This window comes from Bacteroidales bacterium (assembly GCA_035647615.1).
Lineage (GTDB): Bacteria > Bacteroidota > Bacteroidia > Bacteroidales > 4484-276 > SABY01.
Genome location: DASRND010000036.1, coordinates 26,088 through 47,064 on the forward strand (window position 1 = coordinate 26,088; position 20,977 = coordinate 47,064).

A 20,977-nucleotide genomic window follows, 5' to 3' on the forward strand; every position below is an offset into this window, starting at 1 on the left:
GCGCCCGATTCGTGCGTTTTCTGTATCCAATAAAAAAACTGCATTGCTCCAAGTGGAACGATGCAGTTTTTTTTTGTTAATCAAATAATCTTAAATTTTAATTGGCGGATGGCAACTGTTTTTCGGCTACAACCTTTTCTTTATTGATACCTATTATCAGTTCATCTTTTCCTTCCTCCATATCTACCATGATGTGGTCGCCTTCGGCGAGATTAGTTTTAATGATCTCTTCGGCAAGCGGATCTTCTACATATTTCTGTATGGCCCTCTTCAGCGGACGTGCACCGTATTGGGCATCCCATCCTTTTTCGACGATGAAATCTTTGGCCTTTTCCGAAATTTCGATGGTGTAGCCAATTTCTCTCACGCGTTTGTAAAGGTGACGAAGCTCAATGTCGATGATCTTATGAATATCTTCACGCTCCAGATGGTCGAAGATTACGACGTCGTCGATACGGTTGAGAAACTCAGGGGCAAAGGTTTTTTTCAAAGCGTTTTCGATCACACTTTGCGAATGTTTTCCTTTTGATGTTTCGCGTGCCGCGGTGTTAAAGCCCACACCAAGGCCAAAATCTTTCAGTTGACGTGACCCGATGTTGGAGGTCATGATGATGATGGTATTCTTGAAGTCGATACGACGCCCCAGGCTGTCGGTAATAATACCGTCGTCGAGTACCTGAAGAAGGAGGTGATACACGTCGGGGTGTGCTTTTTCTATCTCGTCGAGCAGTACGATGGAGTAGGGCTTGCGTCTCACTTTCTCGGTAAGCTGTCCGCCTTCTTCGTATCCAACATATCCCGGAGGAGCACCCACCAGGCGCGAAACGGAGAATTTCTCCATATACTCGCTCATGTCGATGCGGATAAGTGCTTCCTCTGAATCGAAAAGGTAGCGTGCCAACACTTTTGCCAGATATGTTTTACCAACGCCTGTCGGTCCCAAGAAGATGAAACTTCCAATAGGTTTGTTCGGGTCTTTTAGTCCGGCGCGGTTACGGCGGATGGAACTAACCACTTTTTGGATTGCATCATCCTGACCAATTATTGATTCCTGTAGTTCAAACTCCATTTTCACCAGGCGGTTGCCCTCCGTTTGTGCGATACGCTTGATGGGAATGCCTGTCATCATGGCCACTACCTCGGCCACATTTTCTTCTGACACTGCTTCACGATTGATGCGTGAATCTTCTTCCCATTTTTTCTTTTCCACCTCCAGCTCCTGCAGCAGTTTGCGCTCCAGATCTCTAAACCGTGCGGCTTCCTCAAATTTCTGCGCGCCGATGGCTTTGGCTTTTTCAGTTTTCACCTCTTCGATACGGCTTTCAATTTGGATAATTTGCGACGGCACATGCATGTTGGTAATGTGTACGCGCGAGCCGGCCTCATCGAGTGCATCGATGGCTTTGTCGGGCAGATAACGATCGCTGATGTACCGATTGGTAAGATGCACACATGCTTTAATGGCATCATCAGTATACTTCACCAGGTGGTGGTCTTCGTACTTTTCCTTAATATTATTCAGGATGACGGCAGTTTCTTCAGCAGTGGTCGGATCGACCAGCACTTTCTGAAATCTGCGCTCCAGCGCACCATCTTTCTCAATGTACTGACGATATTCGTCGAGGGTAGTGGCACCGATACATTGTATCTCGCCACGTGCCAGCGCAGGTTTAAACATATTGGATGCATCCAGCGAACCGGAAGCATTACCGGCACCCACAATGGTGTGTATCTCATCGATGAAAAGAATGATGTCAGGGTTTTTTTCCAGCTCATTCAGAACAGCTTTCATACGTTCTTCAAACTGGCCGCGGTACTTGGTACCTGCTACAATAGAGGCCAGGTCGAGGGTTATAACTCTTTTGTTGAACAAAGCCCGCGACACTTTTCGTTCTACTATTCGCAATGCCAGCCCTTCGGCGATGGCGCTTTTGCCTACGCCTGGTTCACCAATCAGGATAGGATTGTTTTTCTTGCGCCGGCTTAAAATCTGTGCAATGCGCTCGAGTTCTTTTTCGCGGCCCACGATGGGATCGAGCCGGTTATCTTCGGCAGCCTTGGTAAGGTCGCGGCCAAAATTGTCGAGAACAGGAGTCTTTGATTTCGTTTCACCGGGCTTTTTACTTTGCTTTTCAAAGCCACGGCCTTCTTCAAAGTCGTCGTCCATCGATCCGGGAAATTCATCCACCGGTCCTGATTGCTGATTAGCGCTGCTCTCTTCGGTCTTGTCGGGATGGTTGCCTGTCATAATGGCCTGTAATTCTTCCCTTACATTTTCGTAATCAACACCCAACGAGGCAAAAGCCTGCGTCACAATGTTGTCTTCATCTTTGAGAATGGCCAGGAGCAGATGCTCGGTGCCGATAAGATCGCTGTTAAAGAGTTTGGCTTCGAGATAGGTAAGCTTGAGCGCACGTTCGGCTTGCTTTACCAAAGGCAGATTCACCATTTTTTTCTCACCTTTAATGGCTGCACCCTGTTTCCCGATAGAAGTTTCGATGGTACCCCGGTATTTCTTCAGATCGACTCCCAGATAATTTAATATTTGTACGGCCAGACCTTCGCCTTCGCGAAGAATGCCAAGTATCAGATGTTCAACTCCAATATAATCGTTCTCCAGACGCAAAGCTTCTTCCCGGCTGTAATTAAGGACATCCTTAACGCGTTGTGAAAATTTTGCTTCCATTATTTTTTATTCCTTTCGTTATTATAAGCTTAAAAACGTTGTACAAATCAAATAACGTTCCAACTGTTAAATAGTTTCCCGGCGATGATTTTACTTTTCCAATTGATAATCTGGCAAAAGTAAGGGAGTTTGATGGTGGTAATTGCTTTCACAATGCTGATTTTATCAACAAAGGATGTTAGTTAATAAAAGATTTAGCTGTAGCTGATAACCATAAAAATGCCTACTTTTGCTGGTCATTTCACTTTTGTATTAAAGTATTATTATTGAATAAGTTAGTAGATGGAAAACAATCAAGAAGGCGAAAAAATAGTAAGAGTAAATATTGAGAATCAAATGAAATCGGCCTACATCGATTATTCGATGTCGGTTATTGTTTCCAGGGCTTTGCCCGATGTTCGTGACGGCTTAAAACCGGTACATCGCCGGATTCTATATGGGATGTTCGATCTGGGCATCCTTTCCAACCGGGGTTTTAAGAAATCAGCCAGAATAGTAGGGGAAGTGCTGGGTAAGTATCACCCCCATGGCGACTCTTCGGTTTACGATGCCATGGTTCGTATGGCACAGGTATGGTCGCTGCGCTATCCGCTCGTCGACGGGCAGGGAAACTTTGGTTCTATCGACAACGACAGCCCGGCAGCCATGCGGTATACCGAAGCGCGTCTGCGCAAAGTGGCCGAGGACATGCTCGATGACATCAATAAAGAAACTGTCGACTTCCAGCTCAACTTCGACGACTCTCTCGAAGAGCCCACTGTGCTGCCTTCCAAGATTCCTAATCTGCTCATCAACGGAGCTTCCGGTATTGCAGTTGGGATGGCTACCAATATGCCGCCGCATCATCTGGGAGAGGTGGTGGATGGTACAATTGCTTACATCGACAACCGTGACATTACCATCGAGGAATTGATGAAATATGTAAAAGCTCCTGATTTTCCTACCGGAGGAATTATTTATGGCTACGACGGCGTAAGAGAAGCCTTTTTGACAGGCCGTGGCCGTATTGTTGTCAGAGGCGAAGCCATCATCGAAACAGCCAGCAACGGACGCGATCAAATCATTGTAACTTCCGTTCCCTATATGGTAAATAAAGCTGATATGATCAAAAGGACGGCTGACCTGGTGAACGATAAGAAAATTGAGGGAATCACTGACATCCGCGATGAATCTGACCGCAACGGCATACGTATTGTTTACGAACTTAAAAGAGATGCCGTTACCAATGTGGTGCTCAACAAGCTCTATCAGCAAACAGCTTTGCAGACTTCCTTCAGTGTCAACAATATCGCACTGGTACATGGCAGGCCTATGCAGCTCAACCTGAAAGATATGATCCGGCATTTTGTAGATCATCGTCATGAGGTTGTAATACGGCGTACCCAATACGATCTGCGCGAAGCTGAGAAACGTGCCCACATTCTCGAAGGCCTGCTCATAGCATTAGATCACATTGATGAAGTAATTACTTTGATCCGAAATTCGCAGACTCCCGACATAGCAAGAAGTGGCTTGATGACAAACTTTGGATTGTCAGAAGTGCAGGCCAAAGCCATTCTCGAGATGAGATTGCAACGTCTTACCGGCCTCGAACGCGACAAAATCAAGGAAGATTACGCCGCATTAATGGAACGCATTGCTTATCTGAAGAGTCTGCTCGATGATGAAACTATGCGCATGGAGCTGATAAAAACCGAATTGCTCGAGATAAAAGAAAAATACAAAGACGAACGGCGCACACGGATAGAATATGCCGCCAGCGACTTCCGCATTGAAGATACCATTCCCGATGACGAGGTGGTAGTAACCATTTCACATATGGGTTACATCAAACGTACAGACCTTTCCGAGTATAAAGTGCAGGGTAGGGGAGGTCGCGGATCGAAAGCTTCGGCTGTGCGTAACGAGGATTTCCTGGAGCATCTTTTTGTGGCTACCAATCACAACTATATGCTCTTTTTTACCGAAAGCGGCAAATGCTTCTGGCTCCGGGTTTTCGAAATTCCTGAGGGCACCCGCCACTCCAAAGGAAGAGCAATTCAAAACCTGATCAATATCGCCCCGGATGACACAATCAAAGCTTTCATCAATACCAAAGACCTGAAAGATGAGGATTACGTAAATAGCAATTACATCACCATGGTGACGGTGAAGGGTATTATCAAAAAGACCAAACTTGAAAATTATTCACGGCCACGGCAAAATGGTATCAACGCCATCGTGGTGCGCGAAGGAGATGCTTTGCTCGAGGCACGCTTGACCGACGGAGAGAACGAAATTGTTATCGCATTGCAGTCAGGACGCGCCATTCGCTTCAACGAAAATAGAGTGCGTCCGATGGGGCGTAATACCAGCGGCGTAAGAGGCATTAGACTGGCCGACGAAAATGATGCTGTAGTAGGAATGATTTGCATGGAAACCCAGGATTACGATGTTCTTGTAGTTTCGGAAAATGGCTACGGTAAGCGCTCCAAACTTGAAGACTACCGCGTAACAAACCGCGGCGGAAAAGGAGTGAAGACGCTGAATATCACCGAAAAAACCGGAAAACTCATTGCCGTCAAAAACGTGACAGACAACGACGACCTAATGATCATCAACAGATCAGGCCTTACAATACGAATGGCTGTAAGCGAGCTGCGCGTAATGGGACGAGCTACCCAGGGCGTGCGTCTGATAAACCTGCGCGACGATGATTCCATAGCTGCTGTGGCCAATGTGATGCGCGAAGAGGAAGAAGAAGAGGAGGTCATTACGGAGGATATTGAATTGAATGAAGAAGATATGGTGACTGACGACGACGAGCAAACACCAGCAGAAGAATAAAGGATAGTATTATTAAAAATAAAAGTCAGCCTAATGTTTCATTCTGGCACGACTATTGAAAAACAAATAAACTTTAACAACTAAACTTCTCAGGAAAATGAAAAAATTCGTAGTGTTATTAATTACAGTCCTTGCTTTTTCAGGAGTTTATGCCCAGCCAAACAACGTGGTTGCATCCTTTAACTACCTGAACCGGGGCAAACTCGACAAAGCAAAAGAGGCCATTGACAAAGCCGTTGAGCATCAAAAAACAATGACTGATGCTAAAACCTGGTTTTATTATGGCAATGTGTATTTATCGATACAACTGACCGATGAAGAAGAGTACAAAGATCTCGACCCAAATCCTTTGGATAAAGCCTATGAGGCGTATGTAAAATCCATTGAACTCGACACCAAGAACGAATATGTTGATCAGGTTAGAGACAGAATCCTGGTTTGTTCGGAGCAATATTTTAACAATGCTGTCTCCGATTACAACGAAAAGGATTACAAAAAAGCCGCCGAAGCTTTTGCGAAATCAGCAATGACGCGTCAGGAAATGGGTTCCATCGACACTTTGTCAATCTTTTATGCCGGGCAAAGCGCTTTTCTGGGTGAAGATTACCAGAATGCACGAAAACACATGATTCAGGCGAAGGATTTAAACTATCCCGAACCTGCCATCTACAGTATTTTGGCCAGTGTGCACAAAGTGGAAGGCGATACTGCCGCAGCCATTATGGTAATCAACGAAGGCCGCGAAGTATTTCCCGATGATTACGCTTTGATTATCGACGCTGCCAATCTTTACCTTGCCACAGGACTTAGTCAGGAGGCATTGGATGTTTTGACGCTGGCCATCGAAAAGGATAAATCCAACCCATCGCTGTTTTTCGCTGCCGGAACTATTTACGACAAAATGGGCAACTTTGAGAAGGCACGCGACCTTTACCAGGATGCTATTAACGTTGACGCCGATTATTTTGACGCCAACTACAACCTGGGTGCGCTTTACTTTAACAAAGCTGTCGAAATAATTACAGAAGCCGGAAACCTGCCGCTCAACGAAACAGCCAAATACGATAAGATGATGGAAGAAGGTAAGGCAATGATGCAGAAAGCTTTGCCATACCTCGAAAAAGCCGACTCTATACAGGAAAGCGATCAGATCACCCTGCAAACACTCAAGGAAATTTACACCCGCCTGGGCATGATGGATAAGGTGAAAGGGGTGAACGAACGCCTGAACAATTAAAACTAAATACTGTTTTTAATAAAAAACGAAATGGAGAGATCAGAAATGATTCTCTCCATTTTTTTTATATTAACATTTTAAAACCTGACATTATGGAAACTTTTGAAGAAAAACGGAAACAGTATCAAAAACAAATCGACAACAATCCTGCACAATTTGAGCCTCGTTACGCGATGGGAAAACTCTATTATGAGCAGGCCTCCAGGGAAGGCAGCCCGGAATCATCGGCTAAACAATTGCTGCAACAATCGGCTGAACATCTCGAGAAAGCCGACCAGATAAAACCCGGCAATCGCGACAACCTGACAATGCTTCGCGAGATTTATACCATAACGAACCATTCCGACAAGGCGAAAGGCATCAACGAGAGGCTAAACGCATAGGCTTTCTTGTGCCGCGCCATTTTTTTCTATTAGGAAATCACTACTAGATTAAAACAACCGATAATACCAATGGGGGTAAACTTTAAAATACTTTATTTAACATAATATTAATTATAGGACATTTATTGATTCCTGATTTTGGTAACAACAATACCACTGATGTCCGCTTTTCGCAAAGAATGCTACTTTTGGATTTTCATAAAAGAATGTTTCAATAATCATCTGCGGAAGCTGCTACAAATAAAGCATGGTACTCAACTACATTTGGGTTGCATTTTTTCTGATTGCCTTTGTTACAGGACTGGTCAAGCTGCTGGTTTTTGGCGATGCGCAGGTTTTTCCGGAAATGGTTGGCAGCACTTTCGAGATGGCAAAGCTGGGGTTTGAGATTTCGCTCGGCCTTACCGGAGTGATGACGCTGTGGCTGGGACTGATGAAAGTTGGCGAACGCGGCGGCGTAGTAGCAATTATGGCGCGATGGGTTGGCCCGCTGTTCCGCAAATTATTTCCCGACATTCCGCCCGATCATCCCGCCACAGGTTCCATTCTTATGAATATTGCAGCCAATATGCTGGGGCTCGACAATGCTGCCACGCCCCTCGGCCTGAAAGCGATGGATGAGTTACAAAGCATCAATCCGCAGCGTGACACGGCCTCCAATCCCATGATCATGTTTTTGGTGCTCAACACTTCGGGGCTTACGCTTATCCCTATCAGCATCATGGTGTATCGTGCGCAGCTTGGCGCCGCCGACCCATCAGATGTTTTCCTGCCCATTCTGCTGGCCACCTTTTTCTCGACCATGGCCGGCATACTTGCGGTGTCCTTTTTTCAAAAACTTAATTTATTCAATAAAGTAGTGCTGGGTTACCTGGGCGGTTTCACGCTGCTGGTGGCTGCTATCATCTGGTATTTTACCATCATCCCACAGGGCCGGGTGGAGCTTATCTCTTCGGTGGCAAGCAATTTCATCCTGTTTTCTATCATCGTTTCGTTTATCGGACTTGCGCTTTACCGGCGTGTAAATGTGTACGAAACTTTCATCGAAGGTGCCAAAGATGGTTTTAAGATTTCTATTAAAATCATTCCTTATCTGGTAGCCATTCTGGTGGCTATCGGCGTATTCCGGGCTTCGGGAGCTATGTCGTGGCTGATTGATGGAATAGGCTGGCTGGCAGGAGCAGCCGGTCTCAACACCGACTTTGTGCCGGCATTGCCCACGGCTTTTATGAAACCTCTGAGCGGCGCCGGCGCGCGCGGCATGATGGTGGACGCCATGAATACCTTTGGCGCCGACTCTTTTGTAGGGCGCCTGGCCTCTACTTTCCAAGGCTCCACCGACACCACCTTTTATATTCTGGCTGTTTATTTTGGTTCGGTAAGCATCCGCAAGACCCGCTACGCCGTAACCTGCGGCCTCATTGCTGACTTTGCCGGAATCGTTGCCGCCATCTTTATTGCCTATCTATTTTTTTATTGATTACTATTCAGATTGCGGCCATTTCATGGTTTAATCTGAAGACAATTATCCCGTAGGGATCCAATATGGGTAGAAATGATTGATTACAAAGAATTATTTCGTCCCATACAGGACGAGGTTTTGAGCAGACACGATTTTTCTACCCGTATTTTGTGCCTGACGGCACAGAAGAATGTTTCACTATTTCCTCTCAATAAAAAGTAACAGTAAACCAGTATAGCCTATCAGAATTTAGCAGGAAAATAGTCGAATAGTCAAAAAAAAAATCAATTGTCCTTGAGGCATCGGATCGAAAAGCCGTGCGACTTACTGTAGTTGCTGCGGTACACCTGGGCGTTACTGTAGGACAGGTAGCGGTACCAGGCACGGGAAGCATCGTACCCGGACGAAGACCACCAGTAGCCGACGCTGCCCTGATAGTCGAACAACCCACTAATACTGCGGAGGCCACCGGGCAGAGCTGTAAAACCACTGCTATTGTTGCACCTTCATTAGGGCTATTCCAATGGGACATGCCGGTTTCTTTCATTTTACCGCCTGCTACGCTTTCACCACCCAGATAATTTGTTAAGACTGCCCATTCATCATCTGTTGGTAAATGCCATCCTGAAGGACATGCGGTGGATGCTGCTTGCCAATTGTAAAGTACACCATAAGTTTGATAGTTACTGGTAGCCTTGGCTGTCGGCACACTTGTTCCCTCATAACCATAAACATAATAATGGGGTGACGCAACTGATCCACTAAACGAAGGGCTTACACTGGGCAGATAAACCAGATTTTCCTTCATCCAGCATTGATTCCCTATTTGTACAGTTTCGTATTGCTTGCCATCTCTGTTGTCTGTAATTAATGTGAATCCACAGACGAATTCAATTGCTTTTTCTTTATATTGTGATGAGTAACTTTTATGAAAACTACAAATACGATATGAATAACTGTTATTTTTTAAATTAATTCCGTCATCGGCGAAATCATTTTGTCCCGCAATGACACTTGCAATACTTACCCATGCTTCTGCATTCACTTTGCGATCGATTTTAAAACCATCATGGCCTGTATGGCTGTATTCCCAGGTTAATTGTACTGAAGTTACGGAGTTTGGAATAATATTAAAGTTTTCAGGTACCGGTATGGATGAATCAAAATTTTCTTCAGACCAATTTGAGGTGTATGATCCAAAAAATCCACAAACCCGGTAATAAACCTGGGTGTTAAGGGCGAAATTATTATCTTCCACGCTGTTTCCAGTAACAGTTGTAATCAATTCCCAATTGCCGCCTTCGTATTTCCGCTCAATTATAAAACCAACATCACCACTGTAAATTACCTGCCAGGAAAGGGTTATGGAGGTAATTGAGTTGTTAGTTATTTTTAAATTGGCTGGTACTACAAATTCAGCAGACACCGATACAGATTGTTTTATAGAGCTGTGGTCTCCTGCAAAAGCATAAATCCGATAAGAATAGGTGTATGAAGAATCGGGAATGATTTCCGTATCATTCCAGCTTCGGACTTCTTTAGGAAACGTTTGATATGCAATCTGCCATGCTTCATCGCCTTTTTTGCGATCAAGTTTAAAGCCTTCAATGCTTTTATTGTCATAAGTCCAGTAGAGTTTTTTCTCAACTGGTGAAATGTCCTCAACTTGCAGGTTTTGAGGTGCCCAGGCAGCAGGATCAATATTGGCTTTTTCGTCCCAGGGGTTGTCGCGTTCAGGTTTTTCGCAGGAAAGCAGTAGCACCAATATTGCGAAAATGATTGGTTGAATGCCTTTAAAATTCATGGCTGCTATTTTTAGAAATGTATTCAATAGTTTAATCACAATTAAAAACTTATTTGCAAACTCAGCATTGCGCCGCCATCAAGTGGCACAGCCGAAATATCCATTCTTTTCTTTGCCTTGCTTTGTTTGGAAGCATTGATGATGGTCATGATGGCGCAAAAACCACTTGCACCAAAGGCAGCATAAGAAATGATCTGATTTCGCTCCATCCGGTCGTAGAGTTTGGTTGCTTCAGTAGTAGCGGTTGGGTAGTCTTTACCGGCCTTATCGGAAGCGTAAGCGAAAAACGCACCAGTAGTGGCTGTTGCCAAAGTTGCGGTGAGCCAAATGTTTTTCCGCTTTTTGTATTTGTCAAAATCTATCTGCGCCATTACCTTCTGATCGGACACCATCGTGAAGTTGTATGTATTTTGTTGCTCGGAAACGGAGAAGGAATCCTCAAAATCGTTGTAACCGGTTCTCTTCAGCCGGATGGTGTTCTTGCCAAAGTTGGTGGTTAACTTTCTGCTTGTTGTTCCTTCGTTTTTTCCATTCAAATAAAGGCTGGCTCCGGATGGATTGCTTGTGATGGTGATCTCTTTAAAATTACTGAGGTCCTCATTCACTGTGGTGCGTTCGTTTTCTTTCACCTCCGCGGTAGTTTTTACGGTGGCATAGTTTGCCTTTTTAAGCGTAATCTCGGACGTGCCGATAATTATTTCAGGAATAATCTTCGGCGTTAGGCCGTAAGATTTTCCATCAATAAAAATTTCAGCTTCGGGCGGGTCGGAAGCTATGGAGAGGCTGCCATTGATGGGCAATATTGTAAAAGTCAATGTTTCGGTGGCTCCGGCTTTCATATCAATTTTTCGTGTCTGGCTGTAATGCTTGTCCTTTTTTACCTCGATGGTATGCACGCCTTTGCGCAGAATATCATCGAAAGCGCCGGATGCTTTTCGCTCTCCATCGATGTAAATATCTGCCGCAAGGTTGGTGGTGATGTGCACGTTTCCAAACACAGGATTCATTTCAAAATTCATCGGAGTGCTTTCCCCATCCTTTATGGAAACTTCGCGGCTCGCGGGTTCGTAAAGTTCAAGCGAAAGCGAAATGGTGTGGCTGCCGCTTTTCAAAGTATCGAAAGTATGCGGGGTAGAATAATTTGTAGGAACACCATCCAGGGATATTTTTGCGCCATCGCGCGGGCTGCTCTTAACGGAAAGTGAACCGAAGTTTGGATTAAGAATCATTTCGTGCGTTTCCGTTTCATTCACTTTTACGGTAAAGTCTCCTTCTATGGAATGAAACATCTCTTTTTCGAGGCGGTATTCGTAATATCCACTTGAGGTTTCCATGGTAAAAGGAGTGTAGCCCATGTACTCATCCTCAACCCAAACCTTAGCATGGGATGGATGAGATTTCAGCAGGATAAATCCGGTAGTCAGCCCCCCTACCCCATCTGCGCCATGGCGGGTTACCACCATTTGATAAACAACACCCGGTTTTATTACAACCGGAAAATTGAAGTGGTACTTTAACAAATCAGCTCCCCAAATACTCAGACGGCGCTCTCCGGGAGAAAGATAAATCCAGTATTCGCCGGATTTCTTTTCGATATCTCCCACGATGCGTACTCCGCTATCAAAATAGAGTCCGTCAAGATCAGAATTTATTTTGATCAACGAACAAGCTTTGTCGTTGGCATCGAGTCGCTGATGCTGTATTGCTGAAATATCGTTGGGAACTTCCCTGAAGCCGGATACACTCAGCGAATCGGCCAGGAGGTGGTTGGCAATAAGAAGGAAAATAAAGAGGTGGAAATATTTCATTTCACATGGCAGATTTTCAAACAAAAAAAAGAGTGTGCTAAAGTAATCCTTTTATGGATTGAAATATCCTATTCATAGCTATTCAAAAAAAGGACTTGCTGGGATTTATTCACGAGTAACTTTCCCTTTGCTTTTCCTGATCATGGAAACAGGCAAAGCCTGGAAAAATAAAGCAGACGAGGTACAACCTCGTCCAAACTCTGAGAATAAATGCGATATGAATGGCTATTGTTTTATAAATTTCTCCACCGTCACGATTTTCTCATTTTGAATCCGCACGAAATAAGCGCCTTGTGGCAGCGAGGTGATGTCGATACTGGTTGTTGGTTTCGTAATGGTTTGTTGCAACACTTCCTGTCCGCTGAGGTTTATGATGGAAAGATGACTTTGTGCTGAATTTTCGGGCTGTGAAATAATGATAAGCCCTGTGGTGGGGTTGGGATAAGTGCTAAATCCCTCACCAATGGTGGTACTTTCTACTGCTGCATGTGCACAAGCCTCTATCACTTCCTGTTGGTTATTGCAGCCAGTGAGGTTGCCCCAAATTTCGACGGTACTATTGGGACTGCCCAGGTAAGCACAAATACTTTGTACTTCACAGGTTGATAAAGAATCATTAGCGATAATTGTTAATCCCTCTATGGAATTTGCTGCAATATTACCCAGGCCCGTTAAACTGGTCAGAACAGAGTTATCACTAATCCTAATCGTCCCCCCGATGGAAGTGAGGTTATCCAGCGCCGCTATACTGGTCAGAACAAAGTTTTGCTCCATCCAAAGATTCCCTCCGATGGAAGTTAAACCTTCAAGCCCCGTTAAATTGGTCAGTGCATCGTTAAGGCCAATCCTAAGATTCCCCCCGATGGAAGTGAGGTTATCCAGCCCTGTTAAACTGTTGAGGGAATTGTTATAAGCAAGAAAAAGACCTCCTCCAATCGAAGTCAGGTTGTCCAGCGCCGCTATACTGGTCAGAATAGAGGTAGATCGAATAGAAATACTATTACCAACGGAAGTCAGGTTATCCAACCCAGCTAAACTGGTCAGGGAAAGGTTAGTGTTAATATCAAGACTCCCACCAATGGAAGCGAGGTTACCCAGTGCCATTAAACTGGTCAGGGTTTCGGTGGCACCAATATTAAGATTTCTCCCAATGGAAATCAGGTTATTCAATCCCGTTAGGCTGGTCAGTGCAGCGTTATACTCAATAGTAATATCATTCCCGACGGTTGTCAGGTTACTCAGCCCCGATAAACTGGTCAGGAGAGGGTTCCAACTAATTCTAAGTTCTCCTCCAATGGAAACCAGGTTATCCAGCCCCGATAAACTGATCAGGGCTTTGTTAACATCAATCAAAAGATAACCTCCTAAGGAAGTCAGTTTATTCAGCGCTATTAAATTGGTCAGGGCATTATTGAAAGTAATACCAAAGTCCCCTCCAACGAAAGTTAGGTTGTCCAGCCCCGATAAACTGGTCAGGGAGTGGTTAAGATCAATATCAAGATTTTCCCCGATAGTAGTGAGGTTGTCCAGCCCAGATAAATTCATCAGGATATCGTTACGAAAAATTCTAAGAGTTTTCCCAATGGAAGTTAAAACACTTAATCCGTTAAGATTAGAAATAGCACCACTCGAATAATCTGTTATTGTAACGTCTCCCTCGATTTCCGTACATCCCGGATAATCGGTTTGGAAATTATCAATCTGTGCTTGTGTGGTGAAGGTGATACCTTGGGGCAGGCAGCCTTGGGCATTTGCGACGCTTATTGCAAATAGGGCAAACAAAAAGAAGTAGAATTTTTTCATGATTTTGATTTCTTAATAATAAAAAGAGTGTACTAAAGTAATCCTTTTATGGATTGAAATGCCATTTAGACCTCTTTTCTCTAAGCTGATGAGGAAGTTTATGAGATTCCTCTCTTCGTTTGGAATGACCACGCGCGAGTGCAAATCTGTGGTGAGCCGGGATCGGGCGCTTTGCGCCCGATCCCGGCTCACCATTTACACAAAAAGTTATGTCATTCCGACTGAAAAATTCGCGAAGGTAATTTGGAGGGAGAAATCTACAAATCGTGCTGGAGCAGGAGTTATGAAATTATGAAGCAACCAGTCTATGCCGTTGCAGCCAAATCTTTTACAGCTTTAAAAAGGATTTTCATCTCGGCGATTGCGGGAATTTCATAGATGCCCTCAACATCGATAAACATGTCGATGTGCTGAATCTTGAAATTCACCTTGTCGAGTACTGCCATGCAGTTGTCATCCTCAAAAATCAGGGCGTCCCAGTTTTCGGTGAGCGTGGTCAGATTGCCATCTTTTTTTAGCGTAAGCACACGGTAATTCCCCGATCCGGTAAGCAGCAATGCCTCGGGGTTGTTGTCGGTATTAAATTTCTGGTGGTTGAAATACAAGCGATATTTGTCGCGATAGGGCTCGCCGGCAGTGGGGCAAAAAGTAGTGCAGTTGCCGCACTCGTTACACCAGTCAGCGATATTGAGTACCTGAAACCTTTGCCTGATGGGAATTTTGTGATGGTATGCGACTTTAAATTTCTCACCTGCAAAAGTTACTGCAGGTATCAGCCGGTCGTCGTCGGCAACTTCAAAACCCAGCATAGCACGGTTCGGGCACACTGCCACACACACGTTGCAGATGGTATCGCATTGCAGACAACGCGCGGCTTCCTTCACGGCGCGGGGCGGCTTGAGTGTTTTGGTGATCAGCTCAAAACCTCTTCGCTCTGCAACAGGGACAATCTCAGCGTAATAAGGGTTTTCACGCTGCGACTTTTGTACTTTTAGTTTATTGATGTCCACATCTTTGGTTTGCCTGAATAGATTGGCCGGAAGCACCACGCCTGAGTCCATTACTATTTCGTAAGCAGCGCGCCGGGCATCGCCAATCACCTGCAAGGTAGTAGCCGACGGGTCGAGCAACGAGCCTCCTGCAAATACGCGCTTCATCCGGGTGGCGTTGGAGCCTTTGCGCGGATTCAGCTTGTAGATGTCAAAAAAGTCGATGTCGGCCTCTGTGCCCAGACAGGTAATGACGGTATCAAATTCAAGAATATAAGACTGTGCGTAGTCATCTTCATAGATTTCGGCAAGCTCCAGTCCGGAAACCTGACCGGCGCGTGCAATAACACGAACCGTATCGGTGGCGTCAATCACCTCAATATTTTCGTCGGCAAGCGCATCTTTTATCGATTGATCGATATGCATCTCCTCTGCGGGAACAGGAGATATCAAAGTAACGCTGCCTTTGTCATCTATCAGTCGCTGAGCTGCACGTGCCGCATCAGCAGCCAAATCGTCGCTGCCCACCACAGCATAATGATTCCCTGTGAGCTGTAAGGTATTTGCGCGGATCTGCTGCAGGAAACTGATTCCGTCAACAACGCCTTCGGAATCTTCTCCCTGAATCCCCATCATCAGGGGCTTGGAAGCACCTGTGGCAATAAATATATATTGTGAACTCTCAAGGATGCGTTCAAAACGCTCGCTGTCGACGCGGGCACTGTTCAGAATTTTAACGCCGGCCGCTTTAATGCGCTCGATGTCTTTTTCGACGGCAGCCTGGTCGAGCCTGAAATCAGGTGCAACGTTACGCGCCATGCCGCCAGCTTCGGCAGCAGCCTCGTAGATTTCAACTGAAAAACCATATTTGGTAAGAAACCATGCCGCCGACAGTCCGGCCACGCCCCCACCGATCACTGCTACCTTTATTCCGTTGGAGGGTGCGGGCATCGCGCCAAGCGCCTCTCCGGAAGTGTTTTCCGCTATAAATCGCTCGATCTCTTTCATCAACACCGGATAATCGTAATTGATGCGGGTGCATTTAAGCCGGCAGGGATCGCTGGCAAGCATGCCCGTGAGCGAAGGCAACGGGTTATCCGTTAGAAGGGTTTTGATGGCTTTTTCGGGATCGTTGTTGGCAGCAAACCAGCAATAGCCCGGAATATTGGGATGGGTGTCGCAGGCATCCACGCAGGGAGCATGCACGCAATCGTACAGGAATAGCGGACGCTGGTTTTTTATGCTAAGATGAGTAAGCTCTGTTTTCTTATAAGCCGGATTGTTAAGGGTACGAATCGCATAATTGCGCAGGTTTTCGAGTGCCGTTTCCTGTACGCTGTAGGCGCTTCCCGATTTGAGAATATACTCGCGTATATTTTTGGCCTGATAATTAGCGAAGGTACGGCTAAGCTCCTGGAAATATTGTGCAAGCCGCCCATAGCCACCGGGTTTCAGCAGGTCGGTGCATACCGTTATGGTGCTAAATCCATTGAGAAGTAACTGCGAAACATTGTAGCAATCAGCTCCACCTGAAAAAGAGATATTGAGCGAACCCTCGAAACGGCTTTGAAACTTTGCAGCAAGATTCACAGCAACCGGATGAAGCGCATTGCCGGTGAGATAAACATCGCTGGCAGCCTCAGGGATTTGAGTGGTAACATTGCGACAGAGCAGGCCTCCACATATTTTTATTGTCAACTCCAGCTTCATTTCGGCGGCAGTTGCCTTGATGGCATCAATCAGATCGATCGCTTCACCATACTGAACGTCTTCTTCAAAATGTTCCTCATCAATTTCTACATACAAAGCATCCTCAGCACTCACAATGGCACGCACCGAACGATAACCCAATAAGGTGGGACTAAATTTTATAACAGGATGCAGTTTTTTATCCACCATCAGGAGTTTGCAGATATATTCGATCTCGCGTGCAGAACAATCTTTGGAGGTGTTAACCGTAAAACTGTTGGAAATCTGATCCGGTATACTTATTTGATCAATATCAGGATATATGCTTTTGATTGATTGTAACTTCTCAGTTTTTTCCACACTGCAATCAATCATCTTGTCCACAAACCATTGCATCTTCTCGCTGCGAATGTCGGCAAGTGTATTGCCCAGACTCATGTTAAAAATGGTTCCGATGGCATTTACATGCTTTTTGCGTGTAAAAAGTTTATGATTTAAAATATGAATAATGATCCAGGCATTGAGAAATTGATCGTAAGCCTGCTCAACATCCAATTCGATAGTTGTTTCACAATGATGTGCGCCCTCATAAATACTGATACTTGGCTTGATAATGCCGGTAGCCGGCGCAGGGGTTACTGTTTTCAATTCGATATAGCGGGCACCACACAGCCAGCCGCTTACGATATTTTGCGCCAATTGAGTATGCGGCCCCGAAGTAAGGCCAATGGGATTGTGTAATTCCTGACCATACTTTTTGGAGTACAAAACGTGATTGTGCCAGTGTTTATAAAAAAGTTTCCCAGGAATGTCAAATACTTCATTATTCGTGTTCAGGTCGTTAAGTATTATTCCCAGCAGTTGTCCAAGCGTAGCAGGATTCATTAGAAAATGGTATTTACTCATGAGTGATGTGGAAAAAAACAAAAATAGAACTATTTTTTCTTCAAACGACCGATTTGGATAAAAATCTTATTCAGATGTAAATTGTAATGGATTAAAATTACAAATAGAGTTTTTTTCGAATTATTTGAAAGTTGTGTCTTGAAATATATTTGTCATTGGCAGGCTTGTGTGTTGAAGTTTGGTTTGGATTATCACAGGTTTTATCAACGAGTAACATAATACCATTTCCTCGTCCCGATGCCATTTGCAGCGACTTTTAATTCTTCTCTACAAAAATGTTGTGTCTTAAATCAGCAGCATCCTGAAAAAACTTTTTACCTTTACTTCGATTTTCAAATTTAGTAACCTCAAAAGATTTAGTACAATGAAAAAAATTACACTATTTGTAATGTTCTTATCCCTTTGCCTTTGCTCGATGCAGGCACAAAAAGCTCCCGCGGAAGGTGAATGGACGATTGTAAAAACCTACGACATTCCGGGTAAAGCTTCAGGCTTGGCTTTTGACGGTGAATACCTATACTTTGGCATCTATGGCTCCGGTGGCGATAAGTTTTATCGTTTCGACACCGACAGCGGATTAGCCACCCTTCTTTTTAACCACCCAACAATCGACGACAGCTACGGCATGAGCTATGGCAACGGACACCTGTGGGTGGGACACCAGCCTTCGGGAAGTTCTAATCCGTCACTGGCTATGGAGCTTGATTTTGATGGAAATATTATCACCAGCCTGCCCCTACCCGACCATTACATGTCGGGCGTTGCTTACGATGACGGCACTTTGTGGGCTTGCACCTATTATCCCGATCCGGGCATGACGTATCATCTGGATGCTGAGGGCAATGTGCTTAGTCAGTTTGCACCTCCTGTTGCCAATCAAATATGGGATGTGTGTCTTCAGGATGAATTTCTGTGGTTTGTTGATTACAACGCTCACCTAATCTACAAAACCGACCTCACCGGTGCGCTTCTCGAAGAACACCCAAGCGAAAATATAAAACCCTCCGGTGTTGTTTACGACGGCAGCTATTTGTGGTATGTCGACGGACAATTGAGCAGCCAGAGTGTGCTTTACAAAATTGACCTGGGTGGGGCTGGCACGCCTGAAATAAACGTGCCGGTGACAGAATATAATTTTGGAACAGTGGCTGCCGGCGACTCAGCGGTGTGGAACATCACCATACACAACACCGGCACCGCCGATCTCTCCATCAACGATCTGGTGATACAAAATGCTGTGCCGGTATTTACACGAGAAACCTTCCCGCAGGTAATAGAGCCAGATAGTTCCATAGAAATCGAAATAATTTTTAGACCTACAGAAGTTTATACGCTCAGCACAACCATCCTCATACAATCCAACGACCCGGTGACCCCCGAAGTCGGAATAGATCTCATGGGCGAAGGCGTGCTTAACGGCCCTGTCATCCACATGCTTTCCACCAATCTCGATTTTGGTCAGGTGAGAAAAGGTGCAATGACACGCCGCACCGTCACGGCTCAAAATGATGGCGACGAAACGCTCATTATCACTTCATTCGACAGCAACAGCGAATATTTTACTTCCGATCCGCAGTTACAGCTTCCGCTGATGATTGCTCCGCTCAGCTCCGCAGAGCTTGAAATCTGGTTTCATCCGACAGGTAAGGAAACCTACAACGGCATTTTTACCATCGAAAACAACGATCCGCAAAACCCTGCTGTGCAGATTACTGTTTCCGGTACTGGTTTTATACAGGCCTATCCTATTGCCGATGCGTTGTGGCAATACACCATTGATGTGGCCTACGACAACAGCCCCAAAGCCATCAGCCCGATAGCCGACATCAATGGCGACGAAATCAGCGACGTGATTGTAGCTTCTGAAGATAATTTTATCCGTTGTTTTAATGGCAATGCCCACGTAACGGGTGATGTCCTGTGGGAGCACGAAATTTATTCGGGCAACGTGTATCGGAAACAAGGATTAATGATAGTAGATGACATCGATGGAGATGGTTATGAAGATGTAGTTGTTGGCACCACGGGTAGCGACCGCAGCGTAACGATGCTTTCGGGCAGGACTGGCGAACAGCTCTGGAAATTTTACACAGCCACATACTGGGGCGACGGCGGCTGGGTATATCAGGTGGACGGCAGTCGCGACTTTAACGGCGACGGCATCATCGATGTTTTGGCCTGTGCCGGCAACGACGGCAGTGGAAATGGTCCAGTGCGTGCTTTTCTGCTCGATGGTGAAAACGGTAATCTACTGTGGCATTATTTCCTGGAAGGCCCTGGATTTTCAGTCATCGCTATCGACGATGTAAATGGCGACGGAATCCCCGACGCACTGGCCGGCGCTTCCAATGCCAGCGAAACGGTGGGAAAAGTGGTATGCATCAGCGGTAGCAATGGTTACGAAATATGGAGACAAAACACCAGTGGCACCTCCGTGTGGGCACTGTTGCAGCTCGAAGATATCAATGGCGACGACATTGCCGATGTGGCTGCAGGCAACTTTGGCAGCGGCGACTTTAACGCCTACGACGCTACCAATGGCGAAATACTTTTCAGTGGCAGCCTGGGTGGCGGTTTCACCATTATTCGTGACATGATACTCCTCGACGACCTGAACGATGACGGCATAGCCGATTTTACGCTCTCGTCGGGCAATAGCAGCTGCGTGGCCGTGAGCGGGCTGGATGGCACCAACATTTGGTATGCATCTCTACCCGATCAGTGTTTCAGCGTCGATCGCATCGGCGACATCACCGGCGATGCCATCAACGACGTGGTAGTAGGAACTATTTTTCAAAATAACCAGGTAGTATTTCTTAATGGCGTTACCGGCGAAGAAATTATGAGGATCAATTACAACCAGGCCCTAGATGCATTGGCCGTGATTCCCGACATCACCGGCGACATCTCACCGGAAGTGGTGGCTGGCGGTCGCGAAGGACTGGTAACTTGCTTTTCGGGTGGTCTCGATTCCTGGACCTCTATTCCTGCAAAAGAACCCGTCAAGAAAGCCTTTAGCATGCACTGTTCGCCCAATCCTTTCGCTACTTTCACAACCGTAACATTATCATCCGTAAAGCCGGTCAATGGGAGTTTGTATGTGATTACCGCCGGAGGAAGACGCATTGCCGATCTGGGCGATATCACTCTTAAAGAAACGACTCTCGATTTGCAATGGAACGGAACTACCGACACGGGCGAGGCTGTTGTGCCGGGACTTTACTTTATCGTTTTTGATGATGGAAATCGCACTTTCGTACAAAAGGTGATAAAGGAATAAAGAACATGAATCTTCACATAAAGATTTAACGTAGAGACGCTCAAATTGGGCGTCTCTACATTTTATCGAGTGTTGGATTCGTAATCCCTGCTACGCCCAAATTG

At 45.5% G+C, this 20,977-nt stretch carries 10 protein-coding genes; 5 read left to right on the top strand and 5 right to left on the bottom strand.

Annotation, left to right across the window (positions count from 1 at the left end; all coding sequences use genetic code 11):
* Positions 1-97: 97 nt before the first annotated feature.
* Positions 98-2,686, bottom strand: coding sequence for an ATP-dependent Clp protease ATP-binding subunit (locus tag VFC92_12225; GenBank protein HZK08947.1), 2,589 nt, complete (start codon positions 2,684-2,686; stop codon positions 98-100).
* Between the two features lie 282 nt (positions 2,687-2,968).
* Here VFC92_12225 and gyrA point away from each other — a divergent pair, with 282 nt between their 5' ends.
* From gyrA to VFC92_12245, 4 genes are all read left to right on the top strand, one after another.
* Positions 2,969-5,512, top strand: coding sequence for a DNA gyrase subunit A (gene gyrA / locus VFC92_12230; protein HZK08948.1), 2,544 nt, complete (start codon positions 2,969-2,971; stop codon positions 5,510-5,512).
* Positions 5,513-5,609: 97 nt separating this feature from the next.
* Positions 5,610-6,749, top strand: a complete 1,140-nt coding sequence (locus tag VFC92_12235) for a tetratricopeptide repeat protein (protein HZK08949.1) — start codon at positions 5,610-5,612, stop codon at positions 6,747-6,749.
* Between the two features lie 92 nt (positions 6,750-6,841).
* Positions 6,842-7,132 carry a hypothetical protein gene (locus tag VFC92_12240; protein ID HZK08950.1) on the top strand — a complete coding sequence of 97 codons (291 nt, stop codon included), beginning with the start codon at positions 6,842-6,844 and terminating at the stop codon, positions 7,130-7,132.
* 247 nt (positions 7,133-7,379) lie between these two features.
* Positions 7,380-8,612: a nucleoside recognition domain-containing protein gene (locus VFC92_12245; GenBank protein HZK08951.1), complete on the top strand. Its 1,233-nt coding sequence runs from the start codon at positions 7,380-7,382 to the stop codon at positions 8,610-8,612.
* A gap of 190 nt (positions 8,613-8,802) precedes the next feature.
* Here the strand turns inward: VFC92_12245 and VFC92_12250 are convergent, their stop codons facing one another.
* The 4 genes from VFC92_12250 to VFC92_12265 form a co-directional block, all read right to left on the bottom strand.
* Positions 8,803-10,398 (bottom strand): FISUMP domain-containing protein, encoded by a 1,596-nt coding sequence (locus VFC92_12250; GenBank protein ID HZK08952.1) that lies wholly within the window; start codon positions 10,396-10,398, stop codon positions 8,803-8,805.
* A gap of 41 nt (positions 10,399-10,439) precedes the next feature.
* Positions 10,440-12,206, bottom strand: a complete 1,767-nt coding sequence (locus VFC92_12255; GenBank protein HZK08953.1) for a PEGA domain-containing protein — start codon at positions 12,204-12,206, stop codon at positions 10,440-10,442.
* A 225-nt stretch (positions 12,207-12,431) separates the two neighbouring features.
* The gene (locus VFC92_12260; GenBank protein HZK08954.1) at positions 12,432-14,009 is read right to left on the bottom strand and encodes a T9SS type A sorting domain-containing protein; all 1,578 of its coding nucleotides are present in this window, start codon (positions 14,007-14,009) and stop codon (positions 12,432-12,434) included.
* A 305-nt stretch (positions 14,010-14,314) separates the two neighbouring features.
* Positions 14,315-17,572: an FAD-dependent oxidoreductase gene (locus tag VFC92_12265; protein ID HZK08955.1), complete on the bottom strand. Its 3,258-nt coding sequence runs from the start codon at positions 17,570-17,572 to the stop codon at positions 14,315-14,317.
* Positions 17,573-17,957: 385 nt separating this feature from the next.
* Between VFC92_12265 and VFC92_12270 the strand changes: the two genes are divergently transcribed.
* A complete protein-coding gene (locus tag VFC92_12270) occupies positions 17,958-20,873 on the top strand; it encodes a choice-of-anchor D domain-containing protein (protein HZK08956.1) in 2,916 nt (971 codons plus the stop codon).
* Positions 20,874-20,977: the final 104 nt, after the last annotated feature.